20 protein-coding genes and 1 pseudogene are annotated in these 23,837 nt (G+C 34.2%); 14 read left to right on the top strand and 7 right to left on the bottom strand.

What is annotated here, in order from left to right; genetic code table 11:
* Window positions 1–56: 56 nt before the first annotated feature.
* Window positions 57–2,801, bottom strand: coding sequence for a histidine kinase (locus EKL97_RS05970; RefSeq protein WP_126562458.1), 2,745 nt, complete (start codon window positions 2,799–2,801; stop codon window positions 57–59).
* Between the two features lie 383 nt (window positions 2,802–3,184).
* Window positions 3,185–4,255 carry a magnesium/cobalt transporter CorA gene (gene corA, locus EKL97_RS05965; RefSeq protein ID WP_126562956.1) on the bottom strand — a complete coding sequence of 357 codons (1,071 nt, stop codon included), beginning with the start codon at window positions 4,253–4,255 and terminating at the stop codon, window positions 3,185–3,187.
* A gap of 330 nt (window positions 4,256–4,585) precedes the next feature.
* On the opposite strand from corA, the gene EKL97_RS05960 reads away from it, so the two are divergent.
* Window positions 4,586–7,147: a zinc-dependent metalloprotease gene (locus tag EKL97_RS05960; protein WP_126568453.1), complete on the top strand. Its 2,562-nt coding sequence runs from the start codon at window positions 4,586–4,588 to the stop codon at window positions 7,145–7,147.
* A gap of 172 nt (window positions 7,148–7,319) precedes the next feature.
* Here the strand turns inward: EKL97_RS05960 and EKL97_RS05955 are convergent.
* Window positions 7,320–7,522 (bottom strand): annotated as a pseudogene (locus EKL97_RS05955) (rhodopsin); the annotation flags it as partial.
* A gap of 160 nt (window positions 7,523–7,682) precedes the next feature.
* Between EKL97_RS05955 and EKL97_RS16080 the strand changes: the two are divergent.
* On the top strand, window positions 7,683–8,111 hold the full coding sequence (locus EKL97_RS16080; protein WP_126568452.1) for a Brp/Blh family beta-carotene 15,15'-dioxygenase: 429 nt from the start codon (window positions 7,683–7,685) through the stop codon (window positions 8,109–8,111).
* 44 nt (window positions 8,112–8,155) lie between these two features.
* On the opposite strand, the gene dnaK is transcribed toward EKL97_RS16080, so the two are convergent.
* The gene (gene dnaK / locus EKL97_RS05945; RefSeq protein ID WP_126452530.1) at window positions 8,156–10,042 is read right to left on the bottom strand and encodes a molecular chaperone DnaK; all 1,887 of its coding nucleotides are present in this window, start codon (window positions 10,040–10,042) and stop codon (window positions 8,156–8,158) included.
* Window positions 10,043–10,423: 381 nt separating this feature from the next.
* Here dnaK and EKL97_RS05940 point away from each other — a divergent pair, with 381 nt between their 5' ends.
* The 4 genes from EKL97_RS05940 to EKL97_RS05925 all read left to right on the top strand — a co-directional run bounded on the left by EKL97_RS05940 (window position 10,424) and on the right by EKL97_RS05925 (window position 12,939).
* Window positions 10,424–10,600 carry a histone H1 gene (locus EKL97_RS05940; protein WP_126452532.1) on the top strand — a complete coding sequence of 59 codons (177 nt, stop codon included), beginning with the start codon at window positions 10,424–10,426 and terminating at the stop codon, window positions 10,598–10,600.
* A 239-nt stretch (window positions 10,601–10,839) separates the two neighbouring features.
* On the top strand, window positions 10,840–11,277 hold the full coding sequence (locus EKL97_RS05935; RefSeq protein ID WP_126463004.1) for an acyl-CoA thioesterase: 438 nt from the start codon (window positions 10,840–10,842) through the stop codon (window positions 11,275–11,277).
* A gap of 181 nt (window positions 11,278–11,458) precedes the next feature.
* Entirely contained in the window at window positions 11,459–12,037 is a 579-nt protein-coding gene (locus EKL97_RS05930; RefSeq protein WP_126553575.1) for a cytochrome b/b6 domain-containing protein, read from the top strand.
* 221 nt (window positions 12,038–12,258) lie between these two features.
* On the top strand, window positions 12,259–12,939 hold the full coding sequence (locus EKL97_RS05925; protein WP_126568451.1) for a haloacid dehalogenase type II: 681 nt from the start codon (window positions 12,259–12,261) through the stop codon (window positions 12,937–12,939).
* 117 nt (window positions 12,940–13,056) lie between these two features.
* On the opposite strand, the gene EKL97_RS05920 is transcribed toward EKL97_RS05925, so the two are convergent.
* The 3 genes from EKL97_RS05920 to EKL97_RS05910 all read right to left on the bottom strand — a co-directional run bounded on the left by EKL97_RS05920 (window position 13,057) and on the right by EKL97_RS05910 (window position 15,913).
* Window positions 13,057–13,542, bottom strand: coding sequence for a hypothetical protein (locus EKL97_RS05920; protein ID WP_126564211.1), 486 nt, complete (start codon window positions 13,540–13,542; stop codon window positions 13,057–13,059).
* A gap of 245 nt (window positions 13,543–13,787) precedes the next feature.
* On the bottom strand, window positions 13,788–15,368 hold the full coding sequence (locus EKL97_RS05915) for an NADP-dependent glyceraldehyde-3-phosphate dehydrogenase (protein ID WP_126463012.1): 1,581 nt from the start codon (window positions 15,366–15,368) through the stop codon (window positions 13,788–13,790).
* A 233-nt stretch (window positions 15,369–15,601) separates the two neighbouring features.
* Window positions 15,602–15,913 (bottom strand): rhodanese-like domain-containing protein, encoded by a 312-nt coding sequence (locus tag EKL97_RS05910; protein ID WP_126463014.1) that lies wholly within the window; start codon window positions 15,911–15,913, stop codon window positions 15,602–15,604.
* A 271-nt stretch (window positions 15,914–16,184) separates the two neighbouring features.
* On the opposite strand from EKL97_RS05910, the gene EKL97_RS05905 reads away from it, so the two are divergent.
* The 8 genes from EKL97_RS05905 to EKL97_RS05870 all read left to right on the top strand — a co-directional run bounded on the left by EKL97_RS05905 (window position 16,185) and on the right by EKL97_RS05870 (window position 23,742).
* Window positions 16,185–16,811 (top strand): Crp/Fnr family transcriptional regulator, encoded by a 627-nt coding sequence (locus EKL97_RS05905; protein WP_126463016.1) that lies wholly within the window; start codon window positions 16,185–16,187, stop codon window positions 16,809–16,811.
* A 68-nt stretch (window positions 16,812–16,879) separates the two neighbouring features.
* Window positions 16,880–17,668 (top strand): sulfite exporter TauE/SafE family protein, encoded by a 789-nt coding sequence (locus tag EKL97_RS05900; RefSeq protein ID WP_126463018.1) that lies wholly within the window; start codon window positions 16,880–16,882, stop codon window positions 17,666–17,668.
* A gap of 80 nt (window positions 17,669–17,748) precedes the next feature.
* Window positions 17,749–19,164 carry an MBL fold metallo-hydrolase gene (locus EKL97_RS05895; protein ID WP_126568450.1) on the top strand — a complete coding sequence of 472 codons (1,416 nt, stop codon included), beginning with the start codon at window positions 17,749–17,751 and terminating at the stop codon, window positions 19,162–19,164.
* Window positions 19,165–19,223: 59 nt separating this feature from the next.
* Complete coding sequence (locus EKL97_RS05890) at window positions 19,224–20,060, top strand: methyltransferase domain-containing protein (protein WP_126568449.1); 837 nt, start codon at window positions 19,224–19,226, stop codon at window positions 20,058–20,060.
* A 213-nt stretch (window positions 20,061–20,273) separates the two neighbouring features.
* Window positions 20,274–20,729: a MarR family winged helix-turn-helix transcriptional regulator gene (locus EKL97_RS05885; protein ID WP_126463024.1), complete on the top strand. Its 456-nt coding sequence runs from the start codon at window positions 20,274–20,276 to the stop codon at window positions 20,727–20,729.
* Between the two features lie 14 nt (window positions 20,730–20,743).
* Entirely contained in the window at window positions 20,744–21,376 is a 633-nt protein-coding gene (locus EKL97_RS05880) for an NAD(P)H-dependent oxidoreductase (protein ID WP_126553562.1), read from the top strand.
* Window positions 21,377–21,411: 35 nt separating this feature from the next.
* Window positions 21,412–21,981, top strand: coding sequence for a YceI family protein (locus tag EKL97_RS05875; protein WP_126568448.1), 570 nt, complete (start codon window positions 21,412–21,414; stop codon window positions 21,979–21,981).
* Window positions 21,982–22,341: 360 nt separating this feature from the next.
* Window positions 22,342–23,742, top strand: a complete 1,401-nt coding sequence (locus EKL97_RS05870; protein WP_126463030.1) for an anthranilate synthase component I family protein — start codon at window positions 22,342–22,344, stop codon at window positions 23,740–23,742.
* Window positions 23,743–23,837 lie beyond the last annotated feature (95 nt).

Here is a 23,837-nt window from a genome sequence, read left to right as displayed (position 1 = left end):
TGTGGTTTCTAAAAAAACAATACATTAAATATAGTATCTATAAAAATAGAAGGTATTTATATGTTTAACAAAAATTTAGAAAGGTTTTCTTCCTGATTAAGATTTAATTTTTTTCTTAGGCGATACCGTTGCAACTCAACTCCTCTAAATGAAATGTTCATCATTGGAGCAATTTCTTTAGAAGAAAGATTCATTTTTAAGTAAATACAAAGTTTAATATCCTTAGAGGTAAGGTTGGGATATTTCTTTGCTAGCTTGACAATAAATTCATTGTGAATCTGATTTAGGTTGTTCTCAAAAGTCTCCCATTCATGTTTATTCACGGCATTTATTTTTATGGCTTTTTTGATGTCACTTTTTAGTTTATTAAAGTCCGATTCAGAGTCTAAAATACCTTGAATACGTTCTATCATTTCACTTTGCTTTGCTATAGAAAGTGACTTACCGGCAACCTCAGATGACTTTGTTTGCAATTCAAGTTCCAAAATGTGCTTTTCATATTCTTGAATATTCAACTTGTTTTGGGCTTTTAATTCCATTTCCAGAATTTTATTTTGATGTTTTAACTCCTCATCACGAAACTCTAATTTTTGAACATATCGTATTTTATTCCACTTATAATATAGGTATAATATTGTGCTTATCACAATAAGATACAACGAGATCATCCAAAAAGAAAAATACCAAGGCTTAGCCACAATGAATTGAAAATTAGAAATTGTAGTATAATTCAGTCCATCATTCCCGTAAATAGTAACACTATGGTCGCCACTACTAAGGTTATTCAAAACAATCAATCCCTCCTTGATAGGTATAAAACGAGACGTGTTAGTGGTTTTATAAAATAAATTTGGCTTTGCCGCTCCAAATTTTCCAGATATTACATGTATCTTCAACTCTGAATTATAATTTATCCGCGATTTATTGTGAATCAAACTATCTTCACTAAAAGCTTCTATTTTTATATTCGTATTTTGTTTTTTTTCTTGTTTTAACTGAAGTGAAATAAAACCATCGTCAAGATTTAATAAATAACTTTCTTTATTTTTAAAAATTTTCAAATTGTCATTGATAATCTTTCCTGAGTAATATTTTTCCTGAATAACATTCCAGACAAATTTATTTGCATTGGCATAAATATGATACAAAAGACCACTCTGAAGTACTATAAAATGATTTTCGTCAATAGTGGCAATATTAGAAATATTTTTGAAATTAGAATTGAATAATTTATCTTTCTCGAGTTGATTCGTGATTGAATTATAGGTATACCAAGACTTATTTATCAGAAAAAGAATTTCGTTTCGGAATTCAAATATTTTCACGCCAAAATCATTACTAATTTTGCTGCGTTGGGTAACATTTTCAATCGCAGTAGTTTCATAGGCATCATTATACAGAATGCGGTACAAACCTCTGTTGTTATCGGCTGCCCATATTTCATTTTTCCTATTTTGAGCTACATATTTAATTGGTTTTACTAATCCTTTTATACTTTTCTTTTGATTCAAATCATCAATATCATTATAAATAATTACGCCGCTATATGTTGCTTGCAAATACGAATTATTGATACTGCTTTTTGCTACATTCCACCCCCCGTGTACAGCACTTAATTTATAGAACAATCCTTTCTCGTAAACAAAAGTGCCTTCGTTGTGACCTATCAGGTATTTGTTATTAATTTTACTGATATTCCATGCCTGCCCTTCAGTATTGGGAACTATAGAAAATTGATTGCCTTCTAATTTAAAAATACCATGATTGGACGCCATCAGATAACCTTTGTCAATAGTAGCGACAGAATATACAGAGCCTAAAACGCCCGAGTTATCATAGAAAATAGATATTGGCGAATTGACCTCAACATGGGCAATTCCATTATCCAAGCCAAGCCATAAATCATTTTCTTTGTCCAACCCCATACTCAAAATCGAGTTGTTCATCAGGACATTATTTCTATTAATGTTTTTATAAGAATTGGTTTTTAAATCAAACAGATAAACCCCTTTACTGGCAGTTCCAATAACTAATTTATTGTTTTTTATAAACGCAGCTGCATTGATATTAGCCGTTTTCAAAATAGTGTTTAAAGGGTTTTTCCAAGTACTCAAAACGCCTTTATCATCAATGTAAACCCCATTTTTTTTAGTAAAAATATAGGTTTTGTTTTGGAACTTTCCTATAGCATGAATCACATTATTTTCTAATATAGACCATCTTTGAATTTTTTCAAAAGTGGAATTATTCATTTTATAGATTCCGTTTTCTACTGAAGCAACGAGCAACTGATCGTCTACTACGAAACAATAAGAAATCAAAAAAGAGAACTTTTCCTTCTTGATTGCTTTTCCATCATACAGAAAAATCCCATTAAATGATTGAAAATAAATTTTTCCTTTGAACTTAAATATCTTCCAAATTTCTTCATTATCACTATCTTCGAAAACCTTCGTTTTATCAGAAAGTGAGACATACAACATCTTCCCTTTTTTTCTGTACCAATACCCAAATTCTTTATAAGAACCCGAATAAATCCTGTCACCATCTACCAGTATCGAACGGATAATCGTTTTGTTGGGCAGTGTGTATTTCTCCCATTTCACACCATCATATCGCAACAAATAATAATTATTAGCAAAGTACATTGCGTCATCATTTCCTTGGGCTACATTCCAAATCTGGTTGTCGCCTTTATAATCTGATTTGTTATAATTTTCCACAAAAGGAAGTAGCTCCTGAGCAAAAAGTTGGGATGAAATTAAAGATAAAAGGATTATTATTGTAATTTTTACTTTCAAAACGCGGCATTTTTATCTCCAAATATAGATAGATTTCTTAAATAAAAGGCATAAAAAAAGCGTCTGAATACAGACACTTTTTTGTGAACGGCGAATTTTCTTAATTCTTCAATAATTCAAATACCTGATTGGCCAATGACTGTTTCTATGTGATTGTCAATCCACCTTCTTCGAAATCCTCAACAATGGCCTGAAACAACCCCCTTTTGCAGTTTTACCAATCAATATGCTCATCAAGCCCAAAGTTATAATTTACTTCCCGCTATTTTGTTCCGTTGTTGCAATATAAATGGCTTTACTCATTTTTTGATATTTGTATTCATTCCAAAACAAATTGGAGGTCATATTGTTATTTAATATTTTTTTGTAATACCCTTTTTATATTAAAACCACTGGCGTTTTTTAAAATATATAATCATCCCTATTACGATCAAAAACATAGCTCCCATAACGGTATGATAGCCATATTGGTATTTAAGTTCCGGTAAATTTTCAAAATTCATTCCATACACACCTACAATAAATGTAAGCGGAATAAAGATTGCTGAAACAATAGTCAGTGTTTTCATAATCTCATTCATCTTATGTGTTTGTGCCGAGAAAAAAAAATTAGAAGCACTTTCTAATGACCCCATATCCGATTCTATTTGTTCTAAAAGTTCCAGGCTCTTTTGATGCAATCGTGCAAAAAAGCTAAAATTCTCTTTTTCTATCGCATTAAATACATTATCATCTTTGATGCTCTTTATATTGTACAAAGAATCTCGAAGCGGAACTATAGAGCGCTTCAAAAAATTGAAATTATCCCTGTGTTTTTCAATTTTTTCTAAGATAATTGGGTTGGTACTTTGTTTTGAAAGGTTGATGAGTTCCTCTACTTTATCTTCTTCGTTTTCTATGGTGATGTAAAAATTTTCCATAATGGCATCTAAAAGAATGTACAACAAGTAATCCGTTCTTTTGCTTCTTACAATGCCGGAATGCGTCCGAAGACGTTCGCGAATATGCGTAAAAAAGTCACTACGCTTTTCCTGAAAGGAAATTAAGATCCCATCTTTGATCAAAAAACTAATCTGCTCTACACTTATATTATCAGAATTTCCTGTCGGAAGTAATGATTTTATATTAAAAAACAAAACATCTGACAATTCTTCAACTTTAGTTCTTCGTGTAGTATTTAAAATATCAGCTAAAATGAAGGTATCTATTTTGAAATAATTCCCAATAGATTTTATGTATTCAATATTACTTAGACCGTGTAGATTAAGCCAATTATTTTTTTGCAGATCAATATATTTATCAAAATCCGAAACTTTGAAATCATCATACTCTGACAGCATTAAATCATCATAAACAAACAATTGTATTTCCGATTTATAGTCCTTATGAATCCCGGTATATTCTAAATTGTTGGGTTGTAGTTTTCTACTTTTCTTATATTTAATTTTTCTCATACAGCGTCATTTGTATCGTAATATTACGAAAATATTTTAAAAAAAAATCACTCCTCACTACTTTTACAGCTGCTGAAAAGGAAAAAAATATTTTTGATTTATTCATTATAAAACAAAGATAAGGCGAAAAAACACATCCATTCATGAGAAAAAACATATTGTGATATTAAAAAATCTTATTATTTAATAAATGTTAATTATTCGATTTTTGTACATTATTGGTCTGTTTTTAAAAATATATCAATAGATTTGGATTTCGATTGTAAAAAAGAAAAAAAAACTACTTATTTACAAAAGCTAATCCTTAACCTTTATAAAACATTTAACTAAATGCTAAAAAAAAAACTAACCCTAATTATTGTATGTCTGCTGTTTTTTTCCGTCCAGGGAACATTTGCCCAAAGTAAGAAAAAGAAAAAAACAGATAAAAATGCCGTAACAGCAGTTGACACCAAAGTAGCTGATGCCAAAAAAGAACCTAAACCCTATAAAAAAGTAATTGATACTAGTGCCGTTACTCAAAAAGGATTAATTGATGTTCATAAAATAGACAATAAGTATCTTTTTGAAATTCCTGATTCTCTATTAGGGAGTGAAATGATGACCATAACCCGATATTCTAAGACTCCTGCCGGAGGAGGAATTTTTGGCGGAGAAGAAATCAACAGACAAGTCGTTCGTTGGGAAAAAGGACTGAACAACAATATATTGTTGAGATCAATCACTTATGTCATTATGTCTCCAGATGAAGATAAACCAATGGCTAAAGCAGTTAAAAACTCCACTTCGGATCCAATTATTGGTAATTATGATGTACTTGCATACAAAAAAGATGATTCCGGAAAAATAACGGGCTATGTTGTCGATTTATCTACAACATTCGATGCTGATGTTCAAACTTTTTCATTAGATCCAATTAAGAAACAATTATTAAACATTCAAACATTTCAAAAAGACAAATCATTTATTTCAAAAATAAGTAGTTTTCCTATCAATACTGAAATAAGAAGTGTAAAAACATTTACCACTACACCACCAAAAATCAATACAACACCAACGCCAAAAATTGGAGTTGATTTACCTTCGGCTCTAGATGCTGGTGTACTCACTGTGGAAATAAATACATCCATGATTTTATTGCCAAAAACTCCCATGCGCAAAAGAGAATTTGATGCACGTGTAGGATATTTTGCCAATCAATACGGTGTTTTTGAGGAAGAATCCCAAAAGTCCGACACCAAAGTATTTGCTGTCAGATGGCGTTTAGAACCTAAATCTGCCGAAGATGCTCAAAAACAAAAAAATGGAGAATTGATAGAGCCTTTGAAACCTATTGTATATTACATTGACCCGGCTACACCAGAAAAATGGAAAAAATTCATCAAACAAGGAATTGATGATTGGCAAATTGCCTTTGAAAATGCAGGTTGGAAAAATGCCATTCGTGGAGAATATTGGCCAGAGAACGATCCAACTATGAGTTTAGAAGATGCTCGTTTTTCTGTATTGAGATATTTCGCTGCTGAAATTCAAAACGCGTATGGACCAAATGTTCATGATCCAAGAAGTGGTGAGATTCTGGAGAGCCACATTGGTTGGTACCACAATATCATGAGTCTTTTGAGAAATTGGTATTTGATTCAAACTGCGGCTGTAGATCCGGCGGCTAGAGCTAAGAAATTTGACGATAAATTAATGGGAGAACTCATTCGTTTCGTGTCTTCGCATGAAGTAGGACATACATTAGGCTTGCGCCACAATATGGGAGCCAGCTCTGCCACTCCTGTTGAAAAACTAAGAGATAAAGACTACCAAGAGCAAAACGGACATACTTCATCTATAATGGATTATGCGCGTTTTAATTATGTTGCACAACCAGAAGATGGTGTGACTAGTTTATTTCCTAGAATTGGAGACTATGACAAATGGGCTATTAAGTGGGGATACTCTTACTTTGAAGACACGAAAACGGAAGCAGAAGAGAAAGCTTTTTTGAATGAAATGACTAAGGAAGCCTACAAGAACCGTCGTTTATGGTTTGGGTCTGAAACCAGTCCTTATGATCCAAGATATCAAACGGAAGATATTGGTGACAATGCTATGAGAGCCTCTGAATATGGTATTAAAAATCTAAAAAGAATTTTACCCAATTTACTAGAATGGTCTAAAGAAGATGGTGAAAGTTATACTGAACTGGACGAACTTTATGGCGCACTTACCGGTCAGTTTAGAAGGTATATGGGTCATGTAACTAAAAATGTAGGTGGAATATATGATAGTCCAAAAACGTATGACATGACTGGCAATCAATTTGAAGTAGTACCAAAAAGCATCCAGAAAGATGCTGTAGCATTCTTGAATACCCAGTTATTCACCACGCCAAAATGGTTGTTGAATCAAGATATTCTTTCAAAAATTAACCCGGAAAATGGTGTCGAAGCAATCAAAGGAATGCAGGATGCCACCTTAAACAGCTTATTAGCCGGAGACCGAATGGTACGCCTTTTAGAAACCTCCTCGGTGAGTAAAGACAACTATTCTGTAGATGAATTAATGAACGATTTGAACAAAGGAATTTTCTCTGAACTGAAAAATAAAAATTCTATTGACATCTACCGCAGAAACATCCAAAAATTGTATGTAGACAAGATGATTGAATTACTAAAACCAGGTACGGCAAGCGTTAGATCTGTTCCGGTAGGAGTTACTTATGGTTTCACCACCAGAAAAGTCAATCTGGCGCAAACGGATTTACCTTCTATTGCTAGAGGTCAACTGAATAGTTTAAAAAATGAATTGAAATTATCTACTTCTAGAATGTCAGATCGAATGAGCAAATACCATGTTCTCGATTTAATTTCCAGAATAGGAGAAGCTTTAGAACCTAAATAATAAATTAAAAAGGGAAAATGTTCAAACAACATTTTCCCTTTTTTTGTTAAATGTGACTTTAATGTAATGTATCTTGTAGAAACGCACGGCAGTACGTCTATACGTGATAAATAACAATAATGATAGAATTAAATACCCGACTTATTTAAAAAATAGGTCGGTTTTTTTGTTTCATGTATCCTAATGGATATATTGACCAGCCTACAAGTACAAACCAGCACAATATTCTGTGTGCTTTTTGAATTTCTCCACCTGTAGCAACAGCTAATTTTGAAGCTTCTCCTAACCTGATTTCATACACAATTCAAAATAAGCAAGTCCGAAAATGAAGTCCCATAGCGCTACACAATCGGTAAATACAACCTCGCCAAAGTACTATTCCAATTCTCTTATGGATTCTTTATTTTAGTGTTGCTGTTTACTTTTCACTCTGAGGAGGTACAAAACATTATATTAAACATCACAAAAATCAGTATTCCTATTCTATACATTTGGCTATCCTTACAGATTTCAGGTGCCTTATTTATAGCTATCAGTGTTTATTTGTATTGGAAATCAAAAAAAACGCCTAGAACTCTTTTATTTAGTACTATTTGCTATCCTTTTTAAATTCTCGAGTCTGATCTGGGGTTTTGCCATTTATTTTGTCTTGTGGCACAGTATTCCTTCTATAATTAACCAAATAAAGTTTTCAAATGGTTCTTGTTTCGTAAGCAATTTTATTGCATATTGCCCTGTAGCAGGCGTTTATTGGTTGGTTTCACTAGTAGAAATGGCACTTTTGTATTTTACATTTAAAGAAGAACAACTATTCAATACTTTATTTTTTTCTTTTTTGGCTGCCATAACATTTCCTCATACTTTAGTTATCACAAGAATGTTTCGTGGTAAAAAGGAGAATAAAATTAAAATCAAAATCAATGTCCATAAAAAAACCGTTCACCAAAGGCGAACGGTTTTCTAAATCAATAATAGAGACGCAATAAATCGCGTCTCTACGAGAAATAATTATTTTACTTCTTCAAATTCAACGTCTTCAACATTGTCACCTTGAGCTGCTTCACCTTCTGGTTTAGATGCTGCTTGACCTTGTTCTCCTTCAGCATACATTGCTTCAGTTGCTTTTTTCCATGCCGCATTGATATTGTCAAGAGCCGTTTGAATTGCAGGAATATCTTGAGATTGGTGCGCCATTCTCAATTCAGTCAATGCGTATTCTACAGCTACTTTATTATCATCAGATAATTTAGCACCAAGTTCTTTCAATTGCGTTTCAGTTTGAAAAATCATTCCATCTGCTTCGTTCAATTTTTCAGCTCTTGATCTAGCGATTTTGTCAGATTCTGCGTTAGCTTCAGCATCTTGTTTCATTCTTTCGATTTCTTCAGATGTTAATCCAGAAGAAGCTTCGATACGAATATCGTGAGATTTTCCTGTTCCTTTGTCCGTTGCAGAAACTTTGATGATACCATTAGCATCAATATCAAAAGTCACTTCAATTTGTGGAACCCCTCTCGGTGCTGGTGGAATACCGTCTAAGTTAAAACGACCAATTGTTTTGTTATCAGCAGCCATAGCTCTTGCTCCTTGAAGAACGTGTAGTTCAACTGTTGGTTGAGAATCTGCTGCTGTAGAGAAAACTTGAGATTTTTTAGTTGGGATAGTTGTATTAGACTCAATAAGAGTTGTCATAACACCACCCATAGTTTCGATACCTAAAGACAAAGGTGTAACGTCAAGTAACAATACATCTTTTACATCTCCAGAAAGAACTCCACCTTGAATAGCTGCTCCAATGGCAACAACTTCATCAGGGTTAACTCCTTTAGACGCTTTTTTACCAAAGAATTTTTCAACCTCTTCAGCAATTCTTGGCATACGAGTAGAACCTCCTACAAGAATCACTTCGTCAATATCAGAAACAGATAAACCTGCATCTTTTAGCGCTTTAGCCACTGGTGCCATAGAACGTTTTACTAATGAATCAGTCAATTGCTCAAATTTAGCTCTTGTCAATTTTTTCACTAAGTGTTTTGGTCCTGAAGCTGTAGCGGTTACGTAAGGCAAGTTGATTTCAGTTTCAGCAGAAGAAGACAATTCAATTTTTGCTTTCTCCGCAGCTTCTTTCAAACGTTGTAATGACATTGGGTCAAGACGTAAGTCAATCCCTTCTTCCGTTAAGAAATCAGCAGCTAACCAGTCAATAATTTCGTGGTCAAAATCGTCTCCACCTAAGTGAGTATCTCCATTTGTAGACAATACTTCAAAAACTCCGTCTCCTAATTCAAGAACCGAAATATCAAAAGTACCACCACCTAAATCGTAAACAGCAATTTTTTGATCTTTACCTTTTTTATCCAAACCGTAAGCAAGAGCTGCAGCTGTAGGTTCGTTAATGATACGCATTACTTTAAGACCTGCAATTTCACCCGCTTCTTTCGTAGCTTGACGTTGTGCATCATTAAAGTAAGCAGGAACAGTAATAACTGCTTCAGTAACAGTTTGACCTAAATAGTCTTCTGCTGTTTTTTTCATTTTTTGAAGTGTCATTGCTGACAATTCTTGTGCAGAGTATAAACGGCCATCAATATCCACTCGTGGTGTATTGTTGTCTCCTTTTACTACTTTGTACGAAACTCTTTTTGCTTCAGCTGTAATTTCGCCGAAAGAATGTCCCATGAAACGTTTGATAGAAGCAATAGTCTTAGTTGGATTAGTTACCGCTTGTCTTTTAGCAGGATCTCCTACTTTAATCTCTCCACCTTCAACAAAAGCGATGATAGATGGTGTTGTTCTTTTTCCTTCTGCATTAGGAATAACAACAGCTTCATTACCTTCCATTACAGAAACACAAGAGTTGGTCGTACCTAAATCAATTCCGATTATTTTACCCATTTTAAATATATTTAATTTTATTGTATACTAGTTTTAATGACTCGAAGTCGATAAGTCAATCTTTGTGCCAATACAAAAGGGACTAATGAATTGTCAGTTTATGTTAAAATTGGCGTAAAAAAATCTGACAATATGACATCACAGAGAAGTTGTCATTATAACCGAAGTTGTCATTCTTGATCTCAGGAATACTGAGATTTCACTTCTTATTTATTGAATAATTAAAAAAAGCGGACGTAATTTTATTCAGTATTTATAAAAAAAGATATTTCTGACACATACAATAAAATAATGGTTTTCTAATGTTAATTTAAAACTCAAAACATCCCAATCTAAAAATCAAAATTCTATTTTAGCGCCTTAATTTAATACAGTACTATTATGAAAGATTTAGTTGCAAAAATCAACGCTGAATTCGAAACATTCAAAACAGAATCTGAGTCACTAACTGAGAAAGGTGTCAAAGCTGCCGGACCAAGAGCTCGTAAATCAACTTTGGAACTAGAAAAACTATTAAAAGAGTTTAGAAAAGTTTCTGTAGAAGAATCAAAAAAATAAATTACGCAGCAAGCATCAGCCCTTTGGATTTTCTGAAGGGCTTTTTTATTTAATAGAATTCTTTATAAATTAGGCTTCGCTATTCAATATTTTTAGTAGTGCTAAAAATATACTCCAACAAATGGATCTAATTTATAATTTCATTAGCTTCCTACTTGCTTTTTGTCGTACTTTTGAGTTTCAAAAAAACACAATACTTCCTTGGTATCAAATCTTGGAAACATCTATAAAAAAAAACAATGACTTCATTTAGCAAAGAATTATCTTTTCGCTGGTCAGATCTTGACCCTAATTTTCATGTTCGGCACAGTGCCTATTATGACTTTGGCGCACAACATCGTATCGAAATTCTGGAAAGTCTTGGTTTGACCATTAAGGTGATGCAGTTGCAAGGCTTTGGCCCTATTCTTTTTAGGGAAGAATGTGTTTTTAGAAAAGAAATAAAGCTTTCTGACAAAATTTTTTTGCGCACCAAAACTTCAAAAGTAAATGCGGATGCTTCCCGTTGGTCCATTGTGCATGAGTTTATAAATGAGGACAACAAATTATGTGCAACTATAACAGTTGATGGCGCTTGGATGGATCTCAAACTTCGCAAACTAGCCTCTCCTACTCCAGAAATTGCGATTGAAGCCTTGAGTATTTTTCCTAAAAGTGATCATTTTACAGCACTTTAAAGAAAGAACGATTTATTGGCTGGTAAAAATAGGATAGTATCGTTGCTGTTTTTCTAAAACCATTCTTCATCGCCTTTCATTATATCCGTGTACTCTGAATTAATTTAAACTAAATTCTTTCTGAAATTGTATCGCAATTAAAACTGACTCCTAAACCATAACAACCCAATTCTGATAAATCATGAAATCCAGAAATTACTCCACCATTTACCGAATCATGCACTGGTCAATAGCCATTTGCATGACGCTAATGCTTATTACTATATTTCTTAGAATGACCTGGATGAACAAAAATAATGTCGCACTGATCATGCAAGACTATCTTTCAACCACAGATCAATCCCTATCCCAGGATCAGCTTATTTTGCTTGCTAAAAAAATAAGAAAACCCATGTGGGATTGGCACATATATATTGGTTATGCGTTAGTAGGGCTGTACAGCATCCGATTGGCGCTTCCCTTTTTTGGACAGATGAAATTCTCCAATCCCTTTTCCAAAGGATTAGCATTTAAAGAAAAAATTCACTATTGGACGTATTTAGTTTTTTATGCTTGCGTGGCAATTTCACTAATCACCGGTTTAATCATTGTTTTGGGTCCAGAAAACAGAAAGGAATCAATGGAAGATATACATGTCCTATCCATTTATTATTTATTGACCTTCATCGTAATTCACTTGGCGAGTATTTTCTTTTCTGAATTCACGAACCAACAAGGATTGATTTCTAGAATCATAAGTGGTTCAAAAAAGAAGAACTAAAACAAAAGATCTCTCAAAGAAATACTTAAAAATAGTATTTTAAAATCAATTTGTTACTTCCTTTTGTCTAATTTTAAAACATGCCATTACACAATGATTGTTACTTACTATTGATCAGATAAAACCCGACAAAAAAATATAATTTCGATTAAAAAGTGATCCATTTGGCTTCTTTTATTATCGAACAAAATGAAAGCCCATATAAAACTAAATTAAAAATTATGACAGCACCAAAAGTAGTATTCTTTGATGTAAATGAAACCTTATTGGATTTAGGAGCCATAAAAAAAAGTATTGGTCAAGCCTTAGGAAATCGAGAAGATTTAACTGCCCTTTGGTTTACTACCATGTTGCACTATTCTTTAGTAACAACAGTTGGTGGTCAGTATACAGATTTTGGTACTATTGGAGCTGCTGCTTTAAGAATGGTAGCTGCGAATCAAGGTATTCTTTTAACAGAAGCGGAAGCTAAAGTAGCCGTAAGCAGTATAACCTCTTTACCACCTCATCCCGAAGTAAAAGAAGCGTTAGCAGCATTAAGAAATGCTGGTTATACATTAGTTGCCTTAACAAATTCATCAACCAAAGGCGTTGAAACTCAATTTAAAAATTCGGGCTTAACGGCATTTTTTGATCAAATTTTAAGTGTTGAAGAAGTAGGCAAATACAAACCAGATACTGCTGTGTATAATTGGGCAGCGCAAAAAATGGGAGTTAAACCCAACGAATGTTTGATGGTTGCAGCTCATGGTTGGGATATTGCAGGTGCAATTTGGGCAGGTTGGAGAGGAGCCTTTACGGCACGTCCCGGACAACAATTGTATCCTTTGGCACCATTACCTGAAATAAACGAAACAGATCTTCTAAAAATTGCCGAAAAACTTATATCCTTACAAAAATAACATAACATAAGTATCTCTTTACCACTTTGATTAAGAGATACTTATATTATTTAAATCTTGTTTACAGGAATTGCCCTTTTGATATTTCAAGAAATACTTTTTACGCTGTTGAATTAATTATTTTTCACCAACACAATCAACACTTATAAATTTATATTTCACATTATCAAAATCTATAGGTACTCCTTTCACAAAATAAGAAGCTCCTAAATAAGTTTCGATTTTTCCATTACCTAAAATGAGTTCGTTCCCTTTCTTTAACATTGCCAATGGATTTTTATACGTTATTTTATCATAAGTTCCTTGAATAAACGAGTAGTCAGCAAATAATGTATCGCCTCGGAATTCGCCGTTGATTTTTCCAGTTTTTTTGGGCATGTTAAAAATCTTCATCACCATGTTTCCTGTAATTTTTCCGTTTTGCAAAGTGCTGATTTCTAAATCAATGGTATCTTTTTCAAACAAAGCTTTATAACACTGAACGTTTATTGGCTTTTCAGCTTGGGTTCGGGCAGCATCTGTAGCGTTCAGATTTTTATTTTTTTTACAACTTTCGAACCCAAAGCAAGCTAACAGTAAACAAAAAAGGATTAGATTTTTCATGTAAGTAAATATTTAGTTAATAATTACACCTCAACAAGAGTATAAAGATAAAGTTTCTTTTTAAACTTTTTAGATAATTTCACCTAAATAAGGATTTGTCCATCGGGTATTAATTCTATAGACTCTACTATTTTATGGCGCTATTAGCACGCGATGTTTTGAAATATGTCGTTTAAAATTCTAAAATATATTTCAAAGAGGAATGTTAAGTCCAAAAAAAAACGGCTTTTTTTGATTATAAAAGATTATAAAATATAATCGGTATTAATAAAATTAGATTCTTTACTGCTCAATAATTCCTGTAAAATAGCATTGTTATAGGCATTGTCTTTAGATGCTACAAAGGTTCTAATTGAGAACGAGCGCAGCGCATCATGAATACTCAATGTTCCTACTGCTGAATCTTTTCGTCCTGTAAACGGGAGAACATCCGGACCTCTTTGGCAAGAACTATTCAGGTTTACTCTGCACACTAAATTCACCAAAGCATCAATAAGTGGTGCAATAGTTTTAATGTCTTTTCCAAACAAACTTACTTGTTGCCCATAATTCGATTCGGCCATATCATTCAAAGGTTCCTGAATGTCTTTGAAAGAAATAATAGGCACCACAGGACCAAATTGCTCTTCGTGATACACACGCATTTCTTTATTTACTGGAAATAAAACCGCTGGAAAGATGTAATTAGAATAATGTTGTCCTCCCTTTTCATTAATTATAGCAGCTCCTTTACTAGTAGCATCATCAATCAATTCCTGAATATAAGCTGGTTTTTCTTTTTCTGGTAAAGGCGTCAGAAACACGGAGGCATCCCACGGATTTCCAAAAACTAAGGCATCCACTTTGGCAGCAAAACGCGTATTGAACTCCTCAACAATAGACTCATGCACATACAATACTTTCAAAGCCGTACAACGCTGTCCATTGAACGATAAAGAACCGGCAATACACTCTTGGATGGCCAAGTCTAAATCAGCATCCGGAAGAACTATCGCAGGGTTTTTCGCCTCTAAACCTAGGATCAAACGCAATCTGTTTTTATTAGGATGCTGGTCTTGTAATGCAATCGCTGAGGTACTGTTTCCTATCAAAGCCAAAATAGCTACTTTACCGGATTTCATTATTGGCGAAGCCACTTCACGTCCGCGACCGTATACAATATTGATGGCTCCTTTTGGGAAACTGCTTCTAAAAGCTTCTAATAAAGGGGAGATCAACAGCACACCATGTTTTGCCGGTTTAAAAATTACCGGGTTCCCCATGATCAATGCCGGAATGAGTAACGAAAAAGTCTCATTCAACGGATAATTATAAGGCCCAAGGCATAAAACAACTCCAAGCGGTCCTCTACGAACCATAGCGTTTACTCCCTGAACTTTAGAAAAATGAGCACTACGGCTGTTCAATTCTTTTAAACTGTCAATAGTATCATATATATATTCTACAGTTCTGTCAAATTCTTTTTCAGAATCACTCAATGATTTTCCTATTTCCCACATCAATAGTTTAACTACTTCTTTACGGGTCGTTTTCATTTGAGTAACAAAGTTTTCCATACACTTTATCCGATCCGCCACTTTCATCGTAGGCCATAATCCTTGACCGTTATTATACGCTGCATTGGCTGCATTTACCGCTTCTAGAGCTTCCGTTTCCCCCATAGACGGGATAGAGCCTAAAATAGTTGGACCATATTCATCCGTAGACGAAATTGTTGAAAAAACAGGAGTTGTCTGACCGTTCCATTTTTTTAATTCTCCATCAATTAAGTACGTATCTTGATTTAATAAAGTGCTAATTTGAAATTCTTCTGGTATTACATTCATAAAAATAGATATTATATTTATAATTTGGCTCTGCCACGAAATCGGTATGCATTGCACTCTATACTGATTTGCAAAATAAAGACTTAATAATACCAGCATTAAAACATTACGTTAATTAAGCTTAATGGCAAAAAAGGGATTCCCTAAGTAGTGTGATTTCTAATTAAACCCACACAAAAAGTAGTAAAACCTGTAATTTAAATACTAAAAAGAGGTATTACCCTCTTTGCGTTTTATGGAGCTACTACTTCTCCATCCCATTCTATAATTCCGCCTATTAAGTTGTAGGCGTTTTCAAAACCAAGCTGATTCATTATTTCGCATGCTTTTGCACTTCGCATTCCGGATCGACAATACACATAATACTTTTTGTTTTTGTCCAAAGCTTCTATTTCAGTTACAAAATCCTGGCCGCTGTGAATGTCAATATTGATGGCATTGGCAATATAGCCTTCGCTAAATTCATCTTCGGTTCTCACGTCTAGAATTACTGCATTTTCATCCGCTTCAAATTGAGAAATCCAATCTTCTTGTGTTAAATTCATAATGATGTTTTTTGTAAAAATACAACGTTTTTACCAAACAATAAACGTAACAATTGTTAATTAGATATTTTTATTGAAAAATCGTTTTCGCAAAACATTAAACATCAATAAACTAAAACCAAGGCTTGAATTCTTATTAAAAATAGTCTATTAAATCCATAGACAACAAGCCATAAATCAAAGATTTGTACACTGTTATAGTCTGAAAAACGGTCTGTTTTTTGAGTTATTTACACTACTTTTACAAGGCAGAATATAGAAAAAAATAAAAATGCTTGATTCCATAAAAAAAATATTTCCTTCCTTTTCTACTGAACTAGTCAAAGATGTGGATGCAAATGCTGCGATCCAATCCTTCAAAACTGGTGATGTCATCATGCGCACCGGACAGTACATAAAAAATACTGTATTGGTAATCCGTGGAAAAATTAAGGTCTATCGCGAAGATGAAAATGGAGGAGAGTTTTTCATGTATTATTTGCAACCCGGTCAGGCTTGTGCCATTTCCATGATATGTGCCACCAAAAATGAAAAAAGCCAAATCATGGCTAAAGTCGTTGAAGATGTCGAACTAATCCTCTTGCCCTTACTCTTGATGGACAAGTGGATGATGCAACACCGCAGCTGGTATGAATTTGTAATTGATACCTACAGAAGTCGTTTTGAGGAGATTCTCGAAGTCATTGACAGCATTGCTTTCCGGGCGATGGATGAGCGATTGGAATTTTATCTAAAACGCCATGCCGATGTGTGTGGTTGTAAAGAATTGAAACTCTCCCATCAAGAAATCGCATCAGAGCTCAATACCTCAAGAGAAGTAATTTCGCGTTTGTTAAAAAAAATGGAGCAACGCGGCATTGTGGCCTTACACCGCAATAACATTGAACTGTTAAAATAAAATTTACGCCCTGAAGCGGTGCTTTTGTGCAACTATTTTTAAAATCAGAGCTTCAAAAAAATGTTACGATGGAATATTTAGGCTATTTTGCTTCTATTATTATTGGTCTTTCTTTGGGTTTAATTGGCGGTGGCGGATCCATACTTGCCGTTCCCATACTGGTATATCTCTTTAATATCAATCCGGAACTAGCCACCAGTTATTCGTTATTTATAGTCGGAATAACAGCTATGATTGGGAGCTACAGCCAGTACAAACTTGGTAATTTAAAAATAAAACCAGCACTTGCCTTTGCGATTCCTTCTCTCCTCTCTTTACTTTTTGTACGAGAAATTGTGTTACCAAAAATTCCGTCCGTTATTTTTACACTACACCATTTTGAAGTGTCAAAAAATCTTTTGATTCTCATTGTGTTTGCGTGTCTTATGATAGCCACATCCGTATCGATGATCAAAAAGGCAATACCAAAAAAAACTCTTCAAAAAGACAATTTCAGCAAGATAGCCCTCATTGGACTATTAGTAGGTTTTCTCACTGGTTTTCTAGGTGCCGGTGGTGGTTTTTTGATCATTCCAGCATTGCTTTTCTTTGCAAATTTACCTATGAAACAAGCTATTGGCACCTCTTTATTGATTATCTTTATTACTTCGTTAATTGGTTTTGGCGGCGATGTGTTAAACGGTATCAGCATCAATTTCAGACTACTTTTTACCATTTCGGCAATTGCCATCCTAGGACTGTTCATTGGCACCTATTTATCTAAAAAAATCGATGGCGCAAAACTAAAACCGGCTTTTGGTTGGTTTGTGTTAGCTATGGGAATGTATATTATTATCAAAGAATTTCTCCTGAATTAAAAAAACAGAATGTAGCAATTGTTACCGTTTATCCTAAAAAACAGAAGTACATTTATACCATAAATTAAAAAAACGCAATCATGCAAATCGAACAAATATATACCGGATGTTTAGCACAAGGCGCATATTATATCACATCAAATGGAGAAGCAGCCATTATTGACCCGTTACGGGAAACCCAGCCCTATCTGGATCGATTAGAACGAGATGGTGTGCAATTAAAATACATTTTTGAAACTCATTTTCACGCTGATTTTGTTTCCGGTCACATAGATTTAAGCCGTCAAACTGGTGCTCCTATTGTTTATGGCCCAAATGCAACATGTGAATTTGAATGCATTTCTGCAAATGACGGACAGGAATTCAGCATTGGAAACATCAAAATAAAAGTACTACACACGCCGGGACATACCATGGAAAGCACCACTTTTTTATTGATAAACGAAAACGGAAAAAACCATGCCATTTTCTCCGGTGACACCTTGTTCATTGGTGATGTGGGAAGACCGGATTTAGCCCAAAAAGCGGCACACATGACCCAGGAACAGCTGGCCACAACTTTATTTCATTCTTTACGAACAAAGATTATGACCTTGGCAGACGACGTCATCGTATATCCTGCTCACGGTGCAGGAAGTGCCTGTGGAAAAAACATGAGCAAGGAAACCGTTTCGACCATTGGCGACCAAAAAGCGACCAATTATGCGTTGCGTGCGAATATGACGGAAGCTGAATTTGTTCATGAAGTCACCGAAGGTTTATTGCCTCCGCCAGCTTATTTTGGTATGAATGTGGCAATGAACAAAAAAGGATATGAAAGTTTTGAAAACGTTTTGAATCTGGGAATGCGTGCGCTTTCCCCTTCTGAATTTGAAGTAGCCGCTGAAGAAACCGGAGCTTTATTATTGGACACTCGGAAAAATGGGGAATTTGCCAAAGGATTTATTCCGCAATCCATAAACATTGGTATCGATGGTGATTTTGCTCCTTGGGTAGGCACTTTAATTGCCAATGTGCAACAACCCATCCTGATTGTTTGTGAACCGGGACAAGAGGAAGAAACCGTTACGCGTTTGAGCCGTGTGGGTTTTGACAACTTAATGGGGCATCTGGCTGGTGGTTTTGATACCTGGGCAAAAGCAGGAAAAGAAATGGATACCGTACATAGAATTACTGCAGAACAATTTGCCAAGGAAGTAAAAATTGGCCAAAGCAAAGTAATCGACATTCGGAAAGAAAGTGAATACTCCGCAGAGCATGTTGAGGAGTCCTACAGCAAGCCATTAGCAGCTATTAATGAATGGATCAAAAACATAAATCCTAAAGCCCATTTTTACCTGCATTGTGCCGGTGGATACCGCAGTATGATTGCGGCTTCAATACTGGAAGCGCGGGGTTTTAGAAATTTTACTGAAATTGAAGGCGGTTTTAATGCTATTGCAAAAACGACTGCTCCTAAAACAGATTTCGTTTGCCAAAGCAAAATTTTGAAATAAAAATAATTTCAATGACAACGGCTGTTTCAAAGTAATGGCTATTTCAAAAAAATAAAATTATGGAGCATCTAAAATGTTGTGTCATTTCTAACAACGAACCGCTGGACCAAGCCTATTGGGAAACACAATACAAAACCAAAACAACCGGTTGGGATTTAGGCCAAGTATCTCCGCCCTTACAAAGGTATATCAATACTATAACTACTAAAAACAGTCGTGTTTTGATTCCCGGTTGTGGCAACAGCTACGAAGCGGAATATCTTCTGGAGCATGGATTTACAAATGTTACCGTTATTGATATTGCTCCAACACCTGTTAGAGCTTTAAAAGAAAAATTTAAAAACAACCCTTCTATTAAGATTGTTTTAGGCGATTTCTTTCCATATCAGGGAAACTATGATTTGATTATTGAGCAAACTTTTTTCTGCGCTTTGCCTCCTACAATGCGCCAGAAATACGTTTGGAAAATGCATCAACTCTTGGCTGAAGAAGGAATTCTGGCGGGATTATTATTCAATAGAACGTTTGAATCCGGACCTCCTTTTGGCGGAAACAAAGAAGAATATGAACTGATTTTCAAAGGTGCTTTTGACTTTTTGAAAATAGATGTGTCTAAAGATTCAATTGCACCAAGAGCAAATTTAGAGTTGTTTATCGAATTAAAAAAAAACAGTCAGGTTGTTGTGAATTTATATGAGCTGGAAGGCATTACAGATAGCGACTGTATGGAAAAACTTATAGAAAAACTACTGGCAATTAATGGTGTTTTAAATGTAAGCATCAGCAGTAATTTTGCCGATGTACTACTTGTGAGTAAAAAGGAAATTACAACCGAAACATTACAGGAAGTGACTGCTTATGACGAAAAGTACGCTATCAAAAAAATAAAGAACTAAATTCAGATTCCTTTTTTAGAGACAAAAAATGAAAACATTATTTACAAATTGGCATATTATGCGCTGGGTGCGGCTAGTGTTTGCCTTATTTTTATTTGCACAAACCAGTATCCTGTATAGCACTTAAAAAATAATTAACAAAAAAAACCAACATTTGTATATACAACTATAAAAAGTGTTACATTTGTACCAACAAATTACATATATACAAATATGAAAATTGAAGAAATTTTAAAAACAACTATACCAATGGATAATTCAAAAAAAATTATCCTTAATGTGTTGTACACACAAAATGTAATTACAGAAAACTTTAATGAATTATTAAAACCTCACGAAATATCAGGAGAACAATACAATGTACTTCGAATATTAAGAGGGCAAAAAGGAAATCCTGCAAATATGTGGGCTATTCAGGAGCGAATGTTAGCCAAGACCAGCAACACCACCCGATTAGTTGACAAACTACTATTGAAAGAGTTTGTCACTCGAAAAGTGTGTCCTGAAAACAGACGTAAAATAGAAGTTCTGATTACACAAAAAGGATTAGATGTTCTAGCAGTATTAGATCCTAAAGTTATAGCGCACGAACGGTTTTTCTCAAAAAATTTGAGTGCAGAGGAAATCATTCAATTAAATCAATTATTAGAAAAATACAGAAACCAATAAATAGTATATACAATATGAACACCTTTTTAGATCACCAAAATTGGAGATACGCCACCAAAAAATTTGACGCCACCAAGAAAATATCCAATGAAGATTTAAACATTCTAAAAGAAGCAATCCGTTTAAGTTCTTCTTCCTACGGATTGCAACCTTACAAAGTCATAATTGTTGAAAATCCTGAATTAAGAGCTAAAATTAGACCATCGGCCTGGGGACAATCACAAATTGTAGAGGCATCACACTTAATTATCTTTGCTAATGAAATTAACTTTGGCACAACTGGAATCGATAATTATTTTAAAAACACCAGTGAAACCAGACAAATTCCTTTAGAAAGTATGAAGGGATATCAAGAGCTGGTAATCAAAAACATTACGTCTCTTTCCGAAGAAATGCGAAATATCTGGACGGCAAAACAAACGTATTTAGCTTTAGGAAATTTATTGAACGCCGCTGCTGAACTTAAAATTGATGCTACACCTATGGAAGGTTTTGTTCCCGCCGAGGTTAATGAAATATTAGGTCTGGACAAATTAGGATTAAATGCCACTTTAATAGCAACTATTGGCTACAGACACGAGGAAGATGCAACACAACACAACAAAAAAGTTAGAAAATCAAACGAAGAATTATTTATCACATTATAATTATTAATCAAATTCAAATTTAAACACTCAAACACATGAAAAAATTCAAATCAATCGCATTAGCATTAGTAGTAGTTTTATCTGCGGTATCTGTAACAGCCCAAACTAAAAAAGTTGATGTTGCAAAAAGCACCATCAACTGGACAGGAAAAAAAGTAACGGGACAACATGAAGGAACAATCAACCTGAAAGATGGCGCATTAGTTTTTAAAGGAAAAAAATTAGTTGGCGGTACCTTCAACGTAGACATGACCTCACTTTTGGCAACAGATTTAAAAGCAGGTCAAGGCAAAGAAAAATTAGAAGGCCACTTGAAATCAGAAGATTTTTTTGGAACTGAAAAATTTTCAACAGCAACTCTAGTATTCAAAAAACTAGTAACTAAAGCGCCTAATGTGTATACAGTAACTGGGGATTTAACAATTAAAGGAATTACGAAACCAGTTACTTTTGATTTAACCACAACCGCAAATACAGCTTCAAGTACTGTAATAATTGATAGAACAAAATATGATATCAAATACGGTTCCGGAAGTTTCTTTGACAACCTTGGAGACAAAGCAATCTCAGACGAATTTACTTTAGCTGTTGCTTTGAAATTCTAAATTTCAGTACATTTTGTTTTCAAACCCCAACAAGCAATTGTTGGGGTTTTATTTTTAATAATTCTAGTCTGCATATTTATTTAACAAAAAAACTTTACCTTTCAACTTATTTAACGCCTAATGTTTTTGAAAAATCAAATTTCATTTCTATCTTTGTATCATTAAAAAAAATATGAAAACAATTTTAAACAATACTTGGTGGTGGAACAATTTACGTCAGTCGTCGTGAACTAAGCTCCTATAGTATTATTAAAACTATAAATATAAAAGGCTTGTCATCACGACAGGCCTTTTTTTGTTTCAAATTATAAATTAGAACGCACAGGATACATCCTGTTGCTATCAAATAATAAAAACATAATGAAAACTTTGATATTAAATACCAAATACAAACAAATCCTGGCAGATACGATAACTCCTGTCAGCGTATATCTCAAAATTCGTGATAAATTCCCAAATAGTTTACTACTGGAAAGCAGCGACTATCATGGTAATGACAACAGTTTCTCCTATATTTGTTGTAATCCGATTGCTTCCATAAAAATAGAAAATGAAATCATCTACAAAACATTTCCTGATGGGAGTTTTGAGAAAATTGAAATTGATGCCAACACCAATATCCCGCAAGTAATTCAAGAATTTTCAGGTCAATTCAAATCCGAGAAAAACGATTTTAAATTCATCAATAATGGACTTTTTGGATATATTTCGTACGATGCTGTTCGTTACTTTGAAAAAGTGTCTATTGCCAAAAAAGAAAATAGCAATACTATTCCTGATGTGTATTATGCCGTGTACCAAAACATAATTGCTATTAATCATTTCAAGAATGAGGCCTATATTTTTTGTCATAGTTTAGATGGTAAAAACAACATTTCAGAAATTGAACAATTATTACAATCCCGAAATATTGCTTCTTATAAATTTTCGAAACAAGGAGAAGGATTTTCAAATTTAACCGACGAAGAATTCAAACATAATGTGGCTTTAGCCAAAAAACATTGCTTTAGAGGTGATGTGTTCCAATTGGTTTTGTCCAGACGATTTACACAAGGGTTCAAGGGCGATGAATTCAATGTATATAGAGCATTGAGAAGCATTAATCCTTCGCCTTATTTATTCTTTTTTGATTACGGTGATTTCAAAATATTTGGTTCTTCGCCCGAAGCCCAAATTATTGTTAAAGACCGTAAAGCTGAAATTCATCCTATTGCAGGAACTTTTAAAAGAACGGGAGATGATGAAAAAGATGCCATTCTTGCCAAAGAGCTATCCATTGATAAAAAAGAAAATAGTGAACATGTGATGTTGGTGGATTTAGCCCGAAATGATTTGAGCCGCAACGGTCATAATGTGAATGTAGAGAAATACAGGGAGGTGCAGTTTTTCTCACATGTCATTCACTTAGTTTCAAAAGTAACCGGACATTTACATGAAAAAGCTTCTACAATGCAGGTTGTAGCCGATACTTTTCCAGCTGGAACATTGAGTGGCGCTCCCAAACACAGAGCCATGCAACTGATTGAGGAGTATGAAAAAACAAATCGTAATTTTTATGGTGGTGCTATAGGTTTTATGGATTTTGAAGGCAATTTTAATCATGCGATTATGATTCGGACTTTCCTTAGTAAAAACCATCAATTGCATTCTCAAGCCGGCGCCGGAATTGTAGCCAGTTCAGATGAAGAAAGCGAAATGCAGGAAGTATATAATAAATTGAGGGCCTTAAATGCCGCTTTGGATTTAGCAGAAACAATATAAATCCCCTCCCCAACCCTCCTCGAAGGGAAGGGAAGGAAAGGGAGCCAAATGTAAAAAAATTAGCAACTTATGAAGTTGTAAATAAAAATAACAAT

Origin of the sequence: Flavobacterium sp. LS1P28 (assembly GCF_003970335.1) — a bacterium.
Taxonomy (GTDB): domain Bacteria; phylum Bacteroidota; class Bacteroidia; order Flavobacteriales; family Flavobacteriaceae; genus Flavobacterium.
The sequence above is the reverse complement of the archived record's forward strand: the minus strand, read 5'-3'. Positions and strand labels throughout refer to the sequence as shown.

Coding starts and splice junctions, on each gene's coding strand:
- EKL97_RS05900 (WP_126463018.1), top strand. CDS start 16,880: ATGGAATATTTAGGCTATTTTGCTTCTATTATTATTGGTCTTTCTTTG.
- dnaK (WP_126452530.1), bottom strand. CDS start 10,042: ATGGGTAAAATAATCGGAATTGATTTAGGTACGACCAACTCTTGTGTT.
- EKL97_RS05885 (WP_126463024.1), top strand. CDS start 20,274: ATGAAAATTGAAGAAATTTTAAAAACAACTATACCAATGGATAATTCA.
- EKL97_RS05920 (WP_126564211.1), bottom strand. CDS start 13,542: ATGAAAAATCTAATCCTTTTTTGTTTACTGTTAGCTTGCTTTGGGTTC.
- EKL97_RS05930 (WP_126553575.1), top strand. CDS start 11,459: ATGAAATCCAGAAATTACTCCACCATTTACCGAATCATGCACTGGTCA.
- EKL97_RS05960 (WP_126568453.1), top strand. CDS start 4,586: ATGCTAAAAAAAAAACTAACCCTAATTATTGTATGTCTGCTGTTTTTT.
- EKL97_RS05935 (WP_126463004.1), top strand. CDS start 10,840: ATGACTTCATTTAGCAAAGAATTATCTTTTCGCTGGTCAGATCTTGAC.
- EKL97_RS05880 (WP_126553562.1), top strand. CDS start 20,744: ATGAACACCTTTTTAGATCACCAAAATTGGAGATACGCCACCAAAAAA.
- corA (WP_126562956.1), bottom strand. CDS start 4,255: ATGAGAAAAATTAAATATAAGAAAAGTAGAAAACTACAACCCAACAAT.
- EKL97_RS05925 (WP_126568451.1), top strand. CDS start 12,259: ATGACAGCACCAAAAGTAGTATTCTTTGATGTAAATGAAACCTTATTG.
- EKL97_RS05870 (WP_126463030.1), top strand. CDS start 22,342: ATGAAAACTTTGATATTAAATACCAAATACAAACAAATCCTGGCAGAT.
- EKL97_RS05910 (WP_126463014.1), bottom strand. CDS start 15,913: ATGAATTTAACACAAGAAGATTGGATTTCTCAATTTGAAGCGGATGAA.
- EKL97_RS05940 (WP_126452532.1), top strand. CDS start 10,424: ATGAAAGATTTAGTTGCAAAAATCAACGCTGAATTCGAAACATTCAAA.
- EKL97_RS05895 (WP_126568450.1), top strand. CDS start 17,749: ATGCAAATCGAACAAATATATACCGGATGTTTAGCACAAGGCGCATAT.
- EKL97_RS05905 (WP_126463016.1), top strand. CDS start 16,185: ATGCTTGATTCCATAAAAAAAATATTTCCTTCCTTTTCTACTGAACTA.
- EKL97_RS05890 (WP_126568449.1), top strand. CDS start 19,224: ATGGAGCATCTAAAATGTTGTGTCATTTCTAACAACGAACCGCTGGAC.
- EKL97_RS05915 (WP_126463012.1), bottom strand. CDS start 15,368: ATGAATGTAATACCAGAAGAATTTCAAATTAGCACTTTATTAAATCAA.
- EKL97_RS05875 (WP_126568448.1), top strand. CDS start 21,412: ATGAAAAAATTCAAATCAATCGCATTAGCATTAGTAGTAGTTTTATCT.